This is a genomic window from Methylomarinovum caldicuralii, assembly GCF_033126985.1.
GTDB classification, from domain to species: Bacteria; Pseudomonadota; Gammaproteobacteria; order Methylococcales; family Methylothermaceae; genus Methylohalobius; species Methylohalobius caldicuralii.
In genome coordinates this window covers 1,137,271-1,149,298 of the sequence record NZ_AP024714.1, presented here as the reverse complement: position 1 = coordinate 1,149,298, position 12,028 = coordinate 1,137,271, and the positions used below count along the sequence as shown (strand labels likewise).

At 65.0% G+C, this 12,028-nt stretch carries 10 protein-coding genes; all 10 read right to left on the bottom strand.

Annotated features, from left to right (window positions below; translation table 11 throughout):
- Nucleotides 1-2 precede the first annotated feature (2 nt).
- The 10 genes from MCIT9_RS05970 to gyrA all read right to left on the bottom strand — a co-directional run bounded on the left by MCIT9_RS05970 (nucleotide 3) and on the right by gyrA (nucleotide 12,022).
- Entirely contained in the window at nucleotides 3-320 is a 318-nt protein-coding gene (locus MCIT9_RS05970; RefSeq protein WP_340681282.1) for an integration host factor subunit beta, read from the bottom strand.
- Nucleotides 321-384: 64 nt separating this feature from the next.
- Entirely contained in the window at nucleotides 385-2,055 is a 1,671-nt protein-coding gene (gene rpsA / locus MCIT9_RS05965) for a 30S ribosomal protein S1 (RefSeq protein WP_317706492.1), read from the bottom strand.
- 81 nt (nucleotides 2,056-2,136) lie between these two features.
- On the bottom strand, nucleotides 2,137-2,832 hold the full coding sequence (gene cmk, locus MCIT9_RS05960; RefSeq protein ID WP_317706491.1) for a (d)CMP kinase: 696 nt from the start codon (nucleotides 2,830-2,832) through the stop codon (nucleotides 2,137-2,139).
- The gene (gene aroA / locus MCIT9_RS05955; protein WP_317706490.1) at nucleotides 2,825-4,144 is read right to left on the bottom strand and encodes a 3-phosphoshikimate 1-carboxyvinyltransferase; all 1,320 of its coding nucleotides are present in this window, start codon (nucleotides 4,142-4,144) and stop codon (nucleotides 2,825-2,827) included. Before aroA ends, cmk begins: the two co-directional genes overlap by 8 nt.
- Before the next feature lie 6 nt (nucleotides 4,145-4,150).
- Nucleotides 4,151-5,017 (bottom strand): prephenate dehydrogenase, encoded by an 867-nt coding sequence (locus MCIT9_RS05950; protein ID WP_317706489.1) that lies wholly within the window; start codon nucleotides 5,015-5,017, stop codon nucleotides 4,151-4,153.
- Nucleotides 5,018-5,019: 2 nt separating this feature from the next.
- Complete coding sequence (hisC, locus tag MCIT9_RS05945) at nucleotides 5,020-6,138, bottom strand: histidinol-phosphate transaminase (RefSeq protein ID WP_317706488.1); 1,119 nt, start codon at nucleotides 6,136-6,138, stop codon at nucleotides 5,020-5,022.
- Between the two features lies 1 nt (nucleotide 6,139).
- Nucleotides 6,140-7,225 (bottom strand): prephenate dehydratase, encoded by a 1,086-nt coding sequence (gene pheA / locus MCIT9_RS05940; protein WP_317706487.1) that lies wholly within the window; start codon nucleotides 7,223-7,225, stop codon nucleotides 6,140-6,142.
- Nucleotides 7,226-7,239: 14 nt separating this feature from the next.
- Nucleotides 7,240-8,415 carry a phosphoglycerate dehydrogenase gene (locus MCIT9_RS05935; RefSeq protein WP_317706486.1) on the bottom strand — a complete coding sequence of 392 codons (1,176 nt, stop codon included), beginning with the start codon at nucleotides 8,413-8,415 and terminating at the stop codon, nucleotides 7,240-7,242.
- Nucleotides 8,408-9,484: a 3-phosphoserine/phosphohydroxythreonine transaminase gene (gene serC / locus MCIT9_RS05930; protein WP_317706485.1), complete on the bottom strand. Its 1,077-nt coding sequence runs from the start codon at nucleotides 9,482-9,484 to the stop codon at nucleotides 8,408-8,410. Before serC ends, MCIT9_RS05935 begins: the two co-directional genes overlap by 8 nt.
- Entirely contained in the window at nucleotides 9,485-12,022 is a 2,538-nt protein-coding gene (gyrA, locus tag MCIT9_RS05925; protein WP_317706484.1) for a DNA gyrase subunit A, read from the bottom strand.
- Nucleotides 12,023-12,028: the final 6 nt, after the last annotated feature.

Below are 12,028 nucleotides of genomic sequence, written 5' to 3'. Positions count from 1 at the left end.
GCTTATTCCTCCACCCTACCTTGAGCCGCGGCGTTGACCCGCTCGCGCAGGTCCTTGCCGGGTTTGAAATGCGGCACGTGTTTGGCCGGCAGCGGCACCGGCTCGCCGGTGCGGGGATTGCGCCCCATACGCGGTGGCCGGTAACGCAGCGAAAAGCTGCCGAAACCGCGGATCTCGATCCGCTGGCCTGAGGCCAGGGCGTCGGCCATATAGTCGATGATGTGCTTGACCGCCAGCTCCACGTCCTTGACGTTGAGCTCGATCCCCTTTTCCCTGGCCAGGCGCTCGACCAGATTTTCGATCAGTTCGGATTTGTTCACGATTGCCGCCCCACAAAGAAAGAGGGGGCGCTGACGCCCCCTCGTCGTTTGGCCGGCAAGGGGCTCAGCCCTTGTCTTCCATCTGTTCCTTGAAGAGGTCGCCCAGCGTGGGGGTACCGACAGACTGCTGACTGTAACCCTTCAGCACCGCCTTTTCCTCTTCTTCTTCCTTGGCCTTGATGGACAACAGGATCATCTTGTTCTTCTTGTCCACGCCGATGAACTTGGCTTCGATCTCGTCGCCTTCCTTGAGCAGGGTGCGGGCGTCTTCCACCCGGTCGCGCTGGATCTCGGAAGCGCGCAGGTAACCCAGCACGCCGTCGGCCAGTTCGACCACGGCACCCTTCGCGTCGACTTCCTTGACCACGCCCTTGACGATGCTGCCGCGCTCGTGCTCGGCGAGGTAGTTCTGGAACGGATCCTGTTCCAGCTGCTTGATGCCAAGAGAGATGCGTTCGCGCTCGGGATCGATGGCCAGGATGACCGCCTCAATCTCGTCACCCTTCTTGAACTTGCGGATGGCTTCCTCACCCGGCTCGTTCCAGGAGATGTCGGACAGATGCACCAGGCCGTCGATGCCGCCTTCCAGACCGACGAAGATGCCGAAGTCGGTGATCGACTTGATCGTGCCCTTGATCTTCTCGCCCTTCTTGTGGGTGGCGGCGAACTCCTCCCACGGATTGGGCTTGCACTGCTTCATGCCGAGGGAGATGCGGCGGCGTTCCTCATCGATGTCGAGGACCATGACCTCCACTTCGTCGCCCACCTGGACCACTTTGGCCGGGTTGACGTTCTTGTTGGTCCAGTCCATTTCGGAGACGTGCACCAACCCTTCGACGCCATCCTCCAGCTCCACGAAGCAGCCGTAGTCGGTCAGGTTTGTGACCTTGCCGATCAGGCGGGTGCCCGGCGGATAGCGGCGGGCGATGTCCTTCCAGGGATCCTCGTTCAATTGTTTCAATCCCAGGGAAACCCGCTGCTTTTCCTCGTCGAAGCGCAGCACCTTGACCTCGACTTCGTCACCCAGCTGCACCACTTCCGAGGGGTGGCGCACGCGCTTCCAGGCCATGTCGGTGATGTGGAGCAGGCCGTCGATGCCGCCCAGGTCGATGAAGGCGCCGTAATCGGTGATGTTCTTGACGATGCCCTTGACCACACCGCCTTCCTTGAGCTTCTTGAGCAGTTCCTCGCGCTCGGCGCTGTATTCCTGCTCCACCACGGCGCGGCGCGACAGCACGATGTTGTTGCGCTTGGGATCAAGCTTGATGACCTTGAATTCCAGGTCCTGGCCTTCCAGGTGAGTGGTGTCGCGCACCGGGCGCACGTCCACCAGGGAACCCGGCAGGAACGCCCGCAGCGGACCGATTTCCACGGTAAAACCACCGCGCACCTTGCCGGTGATCCGGCCCTTGACGATCTCGCCCTTCTCGTAGGCTTCTTCCAGTTTCTCCCAGGCGCGCAGGCGCTTGGCCTTCTCGCGTGACAGCAGGGTCGCCCCCCGGCCGTCCTCGACCAGATCCAGGGCCACTTCCACTTCGTCGCCGACCTGGACTTCCAGCTCGCCGTTCTCTTTCTGGAACTGCCACTTGGGGATGATGCCTTCGGATTTCAGGCCGGCATCGACGATGACCGCATCCGGGGTGATGTCCACCACCTTGGCCTTCACCAGGGTACCCGGACGCATTTCGGTCTTGGCTAGACTCTCTTCGAATAATTCCGCAAAGCTTTCGCTCATGTTGATAACTTCCACGCCCGGCCGGGCCGGGTCTGTCAAAACGATCTAAATTTCGTTAGGTTGAACGACACCCCCGCTTCCCTATGAAGCGGAGGCCCCACGCGGACTCTTCAGCGCCTGCGGCAACCGGGCCAGAATCCGTTCGACTACTTCATCGACCGTGAGATTCGAGGAGTCGATGACGACCGCATCCCCGGCCGGCACCAACGGCGACTCCTTGCGCTCCCGGTCGCGCCGATCCCGCTCTTCCAAGTCCTTGATTATTTGGTCAAGATTAACATCCAATCCCTGGGCTTTCAACTGCAAAAAGCGGCGTCTAGCCCTTTCCTCGGCGCTGGCGGTGAGAAAGACCTTGTAAGGCGCGTCGGGAAACACCACCGTTCCCATATCACGGCCGTCGGCCACAAGCCCCGGGGGACGGCGGAAGGCACGCTGCTTCTCCAGCAGGGCCCGGCGGACCTTGGGATAGGCGGCGATCTTCGAGGCGATCCGCCCCACGTCTTCGGTAGCGAGGCGGTCGGTCACATCTTCACCGTCCACAATGACTTGGACGGCATCGTTGCAAACAAATTCCAGCTTCATATCGCTGGCGACCCGAGCCACGGCATCTTCGTCGTCCAGATCCACCCCGCGCCGCTGCACTGCCCAGGCCAGAGCCCGGTAGATGGCGCCGCTGTCTAGGAAATGCCAGCCCAGGCGCTTGGCGATGCGGCGGCTGACAGTCCCCTTCCCGGCCCCGCTGGGCCCGTCGATGGTGAGTACCGGGACGTCAGTCATGTTCCACCACCTCGATCGCCAGCCCCAGACGCCCGGCCAGCTCGGCAAAGCCGGGGAAGGAGGTGTTGACGTTGGCGCAGTCCTCGATCTCGATCGGCCCCGAGGCTCTGAGGGCGGCGATGGCGAAGGCCATGGCGATGCGGTGGTCGCCGTGGGAGTGGACCCGGCCGCTGCCGATGCGGCCGCCCTGGATGATCATGCCGTCGGGCGTGGGGCGGGCATCGATGCCGAGGATCTGCAGGCCGTCGGCCATGGACTGGATGCGGTCGCTTTCCTTGACCCGCAGCTCTTCGGCACCGGTCAGCACCGTCTCCCCCTCGGCGCAGGCGGCGGCGACGAACAGCACCGGAAACTCGTCGATGGCCAGGGGCACGAACTTTTCCGGGATGTGGATGCCCTTCAGGGGACGGTGCACCACCCGCAGATCCGCCACCGGCTCCCCCCCCACCATGCGGGGATTGAGCACTTCGATCTTGGCGCCCATCAGGCGCAGGATGTCGATGACGCCGGTGCGGGTGGGATTGATGCCCACGTGTTCCAGAATCAGCTCGGAGCCGGGGGCGATGCTGGCCCCCACCAGAAAGAACGCCGCCGAGGAGATGTCCGCCGGCACGTCCAGATCGGCGGCGGTCAGCCTGCCGCCGCCCCGCAGGCAGACCCGGTTGCCCTGCCGCCGCACTTCGTAACCCAGGCCGTCGAGCATGCGTTCGGTGTGGTCGCGGGTCGGCGCCGGTTCGGTGACGCAGGTTTCCCCTTCCGCATACAGCCCCGCCAGCAGCAGCGCCGATTTGACCTGGGCGCTGGCCACCGGCATGTCGTAGTGAATGCCGTGGAGCTTGCGGCCGCCGTGGATGTGGAGCGGGGCGGTGCCGTCGGGAGTGGTGTCGATCTCCGCGCCCATCTGCCGCAGCGGTTCGGTGACCCGGCGCATGGGACGGCGCGACAGGGATTCGTCACCGGTGAGAACGCTGTCGAAAGGCTGGCCGGCGAGCAGGCCGCAGAGCAGGCGCATGGAGGTGCCGGAATTGCCCAGATACAAAGGTTCACCGGGCGCCTTGAGACCGTGCATGCCGACCCCGCGGATGGTCACGCGGCCCTGCTCCGGCCCCTCGATCCTGACCCCCATCTGCCGGCAGGCCGCCAGCGTCGCCAGGGCGTCCTCGGCCTCCAGAAACCCCTGCACGCAGGTCTCGCCCTCGGCGATGGAACCGAGCATGATGGCGCGGTGGGAAATGGACTTGTCCCCCGGCACCCGGGCCTGGCCTTCCAGATGCCCGCCGGAGCGGGCGATGAAGTCGATGCGTTTGCTCATGTCTCTTTAACTGTGTCGATCCAAAAACCGTTGCCGGGCCGCGCGGGCCTCGGCGAAATAATCGTGGATGGCCTGGCGGTCGCCGCGGCTCAAAAGTTCGTCGAACCGCTGCAATTCCCCTTCGAACTGGCGCAGCAGCTTGAGAATCTCGTCGCGGTTGGCGAGACAGATGTCGGCCCACATCACCGGACAACTGCCGGCGATGCGGGAAAAATCCCGGAAACCGCCGGCGGCGTACTGGAAGATCTCGTCCTTCTCGTCCTTGCGTCCGAGCAGGTGGGTCAGGCAGTAGGCGATCACGTGGGGCAGGTGGCTGGTGGCCGCGAGCACGTGATCGTGATGCGCCACACTCATGTCGTGAACCTCGGCGCCCAGCCCCTGCCAGAAAGCCCTGACCCGTTCGAGCACGTGGACGTCGGTGTGGGGCAGCGGCGTCAGGATCACCTTCTTGCCGGCGAACAGATCCGGAAGCGCCGCCGCCACACCGCTCAACTCCCTCCCGGAGATGGGGTGGGCGGGGACGAAATTTTCCGGCACCCGGCCGAACACGCTTTCCACCGCCTGCACCACGCTGGCCTTGGTGCTGCCCACGTCGGTATAGAAGGCCCGGGGCGACCAGACAGGCTTCAGGGCTTCGAACACCGCGGCCATCCTGCCCACGGGCGTGGCGATCACCACCGCATCCGCTTCCTCCGCCGCCTTGCCGATGTCCCGGTAACCGCGGTCGATGATACCCCGCTTCTCCGCCTGCCGCAGCGCTTCCTCCTCCCGGTCGGCGGCGACGATCTCCCGGCACAGTCCCTGGGCCCGCGCCGCCAGGGCCACAGAACCGCCGATCAGGCCGATGCCGATGATGCAGAGGCGTTCGATCACCGCTATAAAACCTTTTCCAAGGCCGCGATGCAGGCCGCGTTCTCCGCCGCCGTGCCCACCGACACCCGCAGGTGGTTGGGAAGACCATAGTTGGCCACCGGGCGTACGATCACGCCCTGTCGCAGCAGGGCGTCGAAGACCGGCTGGGCCTCACGGCCCACATCCACGGTGATGAAGTTGCCGATGGAAGGAATGTAGTCCAGCCCCAGACGTTGGAAAGCGGCTTCCAGCTGCATCAGCCCTTCCCGGTTCGTATGGCGGGTCTTGCGCAGATGGTTCTCGTCGTCCAGGGCTGCCTCCGCGGTGGCCAGCGCCACATGGTTGACGTTGAAGGGCTGGCGCACCCGGTTGAGCAGCTCGGCCACCTGGGGATGGGAGACGGCGTAACCGACCCGCAATCCCGCCAGCCCGTAAGCCTTGGAAAAGGTCCGGGTGACGATCAGGTTGGGAAAGCGGTCGAGCCAGGCCAGGGCGTCGGGGTAGTCATCGCGCTCGACGTACTCGAAATAGGCCTCGTCCACCACGGCGATCACCCGTTCCGGCAGGGCAGCGAGGAAGTCTTCCAGTTGCTTGCGGGTGACATAGGTGCCGGTGGGATTGTTGGGATTGGCAATGAACACCACCGTGGTGTCGCCGCTCACCCGGTCGAGCATCGCCCCCAGATCGTGACTGTAGCGGGGCCCGCGGCTGCCGTCGTGGGCCGGGGCGATCCGCGCCCTGGCCCCCACCGCCTGGGTGGCGATGGGATAGACGGCAAAAGCGTGCTCGGAAAACACCGCACTGCGCCCCGGCCCCAAGAACACCCGAGCGATCAGATCCAAGACGTCGTTGGAACCGTTGCCCAGGGTGATCTGCTGCGGCTGCACGCCCAGCTTCCGCGCCAGCTTATGCTTGAGGGCGAAACCGCTGCCGTCGGGATAGCGGGCGGTTTCCGGCAATGCCCGGCGCATCGCATCCAAGGCTTTGGGCGAAGGCCCGAGGGGATTCTCGTTGGAGGCCAGCTTGACAATTTCCGCCGGCTCCAGCCCCAGTTCGCGGGCCAGTTCCTCGATGGGTTTGCCGGGCTGGTAGGGCGTCAGCCCCAGCACCGGCTGCACGGCAAGCATGTGGAAATCGATCATGTCAAATCACCGCCTTCGGATAAGATCCCAGCCATTTCACCATCTGCGCCTTCTGCTCCAGATTCCGCAAGGCCCGGGCCACCCCGGGGTCGTCCCGGTGGCCTTCGATGTCGATGAAGAAGACGTAATCCCACATGCCCCGCCGGCTCGGACGCGATTCGATCTTGGTCATGCTGATGCCGTGAGCGGCGAAAGGCTGCAGAACCTGGTACAAAGCGCCGGGACGGTTGCCGGTGGACACCAGCAGCGAGGTCTTGTCGTCCCCGGTGGGACCGACCTCCTGGCGGCCGATGACCAAAAAGCGGGTGGTGTTGTCCGGATCGTCCTCGATGTTGCGCTCGAGGACGTTGAGTTCGTAGATCCGGGCCGCCACCTCGCTGGCGATGGCGGCGCTGCCGGGGACGATGGCCGCCAGCCTGGCCGCCTCGGCGTTGCTGCTCACCGGCGTGCGCTTGACATTGGGGAGAAAACGGTCGAGCCATTCGCGGCACTGGGCCAGGGCCTGGCTGTGGGCCAGCACTTCCTGCACTTCGTCGAGGGACCGGCAGCGGCTCAGCAGGGCGTGATGAATACGCAGCACGACTTCACCGGAAATCAACAGCGAGGTGCCGAGGAAACTGTCCAGGGTGTGGGTCACCACCCCCTCGCTGGAGTTCTCCACCGGCACCACCCCGAAGTGGCAGGCGCCGGAGGCGACGGCGCGGAAGATCTCGTCGATGGCCGGGAAGGGCTGGACCTGAACCGACTGGCCGAAATGCTTGTAGGCCGCCTGCTGGGTGAAGGTACCCTCCGGTCCGAGGAAGGCCACCTGCAAGGGTTTTTCCAGCGCCAGGCAGGCGGACATGATCTCGCGGAAGATCCGCACCACGGTCTCGTCGTCCAGGGGACCGGGGTTGGCATCGCGCACCCGTCGGAGGATCCGGGCCTCCCGTTCAGGACGGTAGAAGTTGTCGCGCTCGCCGGCTTCCTGCTTGACCCGCCCCACTTCCTGGGCGATGCGGGCACGCTCGGCGATCAGCGCCAGGATCTCTGCATCGATGGCGTCGATACGCTCCCGCAACGGGCTCAGCTTGTCCTCCCCTGCCATCGCAAGGCTCCGCTTTAAGGAATCCGCCGCGCCGCCAGCACGCCGTCGATGGTGCGGATGGCATCGACCACGTCCTCGCCCACTTCCCCTTCGGCATCGATCAGCGTATAGGCTATCTCGCCCCGCGACTTGTTGAGCAGCTCGACGATGTTGATGCCCTTTTCCCCCAGGCAGGCGGAGATCTGGCTCACCATCGCCGGCACGTTGGCGTGGGGGATGGAAAGCCGGGTCGTCCCCGGCGCCCGCGTCATCACCGCCTCGGGGAAGTTGACCGAATGGCGGATGTTGCCGTTCTCGAGAAAGTCGCGGAGCTGGTCGGCCACCATCACCGCACAGTTCTCTTCCGCTTCGCGGGTGGAGGCGCCCAGATGGGGCAGGCAGATGGCTTTGGGATGGCGTTTGAGGGCGTTGGTGGGGAAATCGGTGACGTAGGCGTGGAGCTTGCCGGCATCGAGCGCCGCCAGCACCGCGGCCTCGTCCACCAGCCCCCCGCGGGAGAAGTTGAGCAGCACCGCCCCGTCCTTCATGGACGCCAGCCGGCCCTGGTCGATGCAGCCGCGGGTCTGATCGGTGAGCGGCATGTGGAGGGTGACGAAGTCGCAGATCCCCAGCAGCTCGTCGAGGCTGGAGGCCTGGATCACCGAAGACGACAACTGCCAGGCCCGCTCCACGGTGACGTAGGGATCGTAACCGCTGACGTTCATCCCCAGCGCCAAGGCCTTGTTGGCCACTCGCACGCCGATGGCGCCGAGGCCCACCACACCGAGCATCTTGCCCGCCAGCTCGAAACCGGCGAAACGCTTCTTGCCCGCCTCCACCTGTTTGTGGATCTGGTGGTCGTCGCCCTCCAAATGGCGGACGTAGTCCCAGCCCTGGCAGATGTTGCGCGCCGCCAGCAGCATGGCGGCGATCACCAGTTCCTTGACGGCGTTGGCGTTGGCGCCCGGGGTGTTGAACACCACGATGCCGCGCCGGCTGCATTCGGCCACCGGAATGTTGTTGACCCCGGCCCCGGCGCGGCCGATGGCCTTGACCGTCTCCGGCAGCGGCTCGTCGTGGAGGTTGTGGGAACGCAGGATGATGGCATCGGGATGCTGGATCTCCGAGGCCACTTCATAACGATCGCGGGGAAAGCGCTCCAGCCCGGCGATGGCGATGTTATTGTAGGTCCGGATCTTGAATTCAGCCATGACGTCGTTCGAACTCCCGCATGAATTGCACCAGTGCCTGCACCCCTTCCAGAGGCATGGCGTTGTAAATGCTCGCCCGCATGCCGCCGACGGAACGGTGGCCCTTGAGATTCACCAGACCTTCGGCCTTGGCCTCCTCGAGGAACAGGCTGTCCAGGGAAGGATCGGCCAGGGTGAAGGGCACGTTCATGCGCGAGCGGTAACGGGGATCGACGGGGTTGCGGTAGAAATCGGAAGCGTCGATGGCGCCATACAGCAGCCCGGCTTTTTCGACGTTGCGCTTTTCGATGCCTTCGACCCCGCCCTGGTCCCGCAGCCATTCCAGCACCAGCCCCAACAGGTACCAGCTGTAGGTGGGCGGGGTGTTGAGCATGGAGCCGGCTTCGGCCTGCCGGGCGTAGTCGAACACCTGGGGCGTGGCCGGATGCGGCGTGCGCAGCAGATCCTTGCGCACGATGACCACGGTGATCCCCGCCGGCCCCATGTTCTTCTGGGCCCCGGCGTAGATGACCCCGAAGCGGCTGACGTCCACCGGACGCGACAGGATGTCGGAGGACATGTCGCACACCAACGGCACGTCCACCTCGGGAACGAAGGGAAACTCCACCCCGCCGATGGTCTCGTTGCTGGTGTAGTGAAGATAAACCGCCTCCGGGTCCACGTCCCAGGCGGCCGGATCGGGGATGGTGGTCAACTTCTCCGCCTCGCTGCTGGCGGCGATCCTCACTTCACCGTATTTTTTCGCCTCGGCAGCCGCCTTCTTGCCCCAGGAACCGGTGAGGACATAGTTCATGACGCGGCGCTCGCCGAGCAGGTTCATGGGGATGGCGGCGAACTGGCCGGTGGCCCCACCCTGCAGGAACAGGCAGTGATAGTCGTCGGAAACCCCCAGCAGCTGCCGCAGCAACGCTTCCGTGTTCTCGGCGATCTGCCTGAAGTGCGGGCCACGGTGGCTCATTTCCATCACCGACATGCCGCTTCCCTGCCAGTCGAGCATTTCCTCCCGGGCCCGCTGCAGAACCGCCTCCGGCAGCATGGACGGGCCGGCGCTGAAGTTATAGACGCGCATTTATTCTTCTTCCTCCCATTGTTCGATCCGGTCGACCCCCACCAGCTTCTCCCCCTTGCCCAGGCGGATGATGCGCACCCCCTGGGTGTTGCGCCCCAGTACGGGGATTTCCCGCACCCGGGTGCGCACCAGGGTGCCGCCGGTGGTGATCAGCATGATTTCGTCGTCGTCGTGAACCAGCACCGCCCCCACCAGCCGGCCGTTGCGCTCCGACGGCTGGATGGCGATGACTCCCTGGCCGCCGCGCTTGTGGCGCGGAAATTCGTCGAGGCGGGTGCGCTTGCCGTAACCGTTCTCGGTCACCGTCAGCACCGTGCCTTCGGTGCCGATGATCATGGCGATCACCCGGTCGCCCTCCGGCAGCTTCATGCCCCGCACCCCACCGGCGGTCCGCCCCATGGAGCGGACCTCGGCCTCGTTGAAGCACACCGCCTTGCCGCCGCTGGAGAACAACATCACGTCCTGACTGCCGTCGGTGAGATCGGCCTTGACCAGCACATCCCCCGGCTTGAGATCGATGGCGATCTTGCCGTTGCTGCGCAGGTTCTCGAATTCCTTCAACGGGGTCTTCTTCACCACGCCCGCAGCGGTGGCCATGAATATGAAGCTACCGGCGGCAAAGTCGCGCACCGGCAGCACGGCGTTGATGCGCTCGTTCTCCTCCAGGGGCAGCAGGTTGACGATGGGCTTGCCGCGCGAGGTGCGGCCGGCCATCGGCAGTTCGTAGACCTTGAGACCGTAGACCTTGCCCTGGCTGGAGAAGCACAACAGCGTGTCATGGGTGTTGGCCACAAGGAGCTTTTCGACAAAATCCTCCTCCTTGGTGGCCGCCGCCGCCTTGCCCCGCCCGCCGCGGCGCTGGGCGCGGTATTCCGACAGGGGTTGGGCCTTGGCGTAGCCGGCGTGGGTCAGGGTCACCACCACCGCTTCCTCAGAGATCAGGTCCTCGCGCGAGAGGCTGCGCTCCTCCTGGTAGATCTCGGTGCGGCGCGCGTCGCCGAACTGGTCGCGCAGGGCGATCAGTTCCTCGCGGATCACTTCCAGCAGGCGCCTGTCGCTGCCGAGGATGGCCAGCAGCTCGTCGATCCTGGCCAAAAGGTCCTCGTATTCCTTGACGATCTTGTCCTGCTCCAGGCCGGTGAGGCGGTGCAGACGCAGGTCGAGGATCGCCTGGGCCTGCACCGGCGACAGCCGGTAACCGTCGGGACCGAGCCCATACTCCGGCGCCAACCCTTCGGGCCGGGTGCGGTCGGCGCCGGCCCGCTCCAGGTAAGCCTGCACCACCCCCGGTTTCCAGACACGGGCCAGCATCGCCTCCTTGGCTTCGACAGGGCTCGGCGAGGATTTGATCAGCTCGATCATCTCGTCGATGTTGGCCAGGGCCACCGCCAACCCTTCCAGTACATGAACCCGCTCGCGGGCCTTGCGCAGTTCGTAGAGGGTGCGGCGGGTCACCACCTCACGGCGGTGATCGACGAAGGCCTCGAGGATTTCCTTGAGGTTGAGACAGCGGGGCCGCCCGTCCACCAGCGCCACCATGTTGATGCCGAAGACGTTCTGCAGCTGGGTGTGCTGGTAGAGATTGTTGAGAATGACGTCGGGCTGCTCGCCGCGCTTGAGCTCGATGACCATGCGCATGCCGTCCTTGTCGGACTCGTCGCGCAGGGCGGCGATCCCTTCCAGCTTGCCTTCCTTGACCAGGCTGGCGATCTTCTCGATCAGGCGGGCCTTGTTGACCTGATAGGGCAGCTCGGTGACCACGATGCTCTGGCGGCCGCTGCCGCCGGCCGTCTCCACGTGGGAACAGGCCCGCAGATAGATGCGGCCGCGGCCGGTTTCGTAGGCCTGGCGGATGCCCTTGGCGCCGTTGATGATGGCGCCGGTGGGGAAATCCGGCCCGGGGATGTGGGCCATCAAGCCGTCGATGGTGATGTCCGGGTCGTCGATCAGCGCCAGGGTCCCGTTGATGACCTCGGTCAGGTTGTGGGGCGGGATGTTGGTGGCCATCCCCACCGCGATCCCGGCCGAACCGTTCACCAGCAGGTTGGGCACCTTGGCGGGCAACACCGCAGGTTCCGACTCGGATTCGTCGTAATTGGGGACGAAATCCACCGTCTCCTTGTCGAGATCGGCCAGCAGCTCGTGGGCGATGCGGGCCATGCGCACCTCGGTGTAGCGCATCGCCGCCGGCGGGTCGCCGTCCACCGAGCCGAAGTTGCCCTGACCGTCGATGAGCACGTAGCGCATCGAGAACGGCTGGGCCATGCGCACGATGGTGTCGTACACCGCCGAGTCGCCGTGGGGGTGATACTTACCGATCACGTCCCCGACCACGCGGGCGGACTTCTTGTAGGGCTTGTTCCAATCGTTGCCCAACTCGTGCATGGAGTACAGCACCCGCCGGTGCACCGGCTTGAGGCCGTCGCGCACGTCGGGCAGGGCCCGCCCCACGATCACGCTCATGGCGTAATCGAGATAGGACTGTTTCATCTCCTCTTCGAGGGAGACGGGCAGGATTTCCTTGGCGAATTCGCTCATATGACT

Bases quoted from the DNA above. Each gene is read 5' to 3' on its own strand.
- gyrA (WP_317706484.1), bottom strand. From the start codon at position 12,022: ATGAGCGAATTCGCCAAGGAAATCCTGCCCGTCTCCCTCGAAGAGGAG.
- MCIT9_RS05935 (WP_317706486.1), bottom strand. From the start codon at position 8,415: ATGGCTGAATTCAAGATCCGGACCTACAATAACATCGCCATCGCCGGG.
- serC (WP_317706485.1), bottom strand. From the start codon at position 9,484: ATGCGCGTCTATAACTTCAGCGCCGGCCCGTCCATGCTGCCGGAGGCG.
- hisC (WP_317706488.1), bottom strand. From the start codon at position 6,138: ATGATCGATTTCCACATGCTTGCCGTGCAGCCGGTGCTGGGGCTGACG.
- pheA (WP_317706487.1), bottom strand. From the start codon at position 7,225: ATGGCAGGGGAGGACAAGCTGAGCCCGTTGCGGGAGCGTATCGACGCC.
- rpsA (WP_317706492.1), bottom strand. From the start codon at position 2,055: ATGAGCGAAAGCTTTGCGGAATTATTCGAAGAGAGTCTAGCCAAGACC.
- cmk (WP_317706491.1), bottom strand. From the start codon at position 2,832: ATGACTGACGTCCCGGTACTCACCATCGACGGGCCCAGCGGGGCCGGG.
- aroA (WP_317706490.1), bottom strand. From the start codon at position 4,144: ATGAGCAAACGCATCGACTTCATCGCCCGCTCCGGCGGGCATCTGGAA.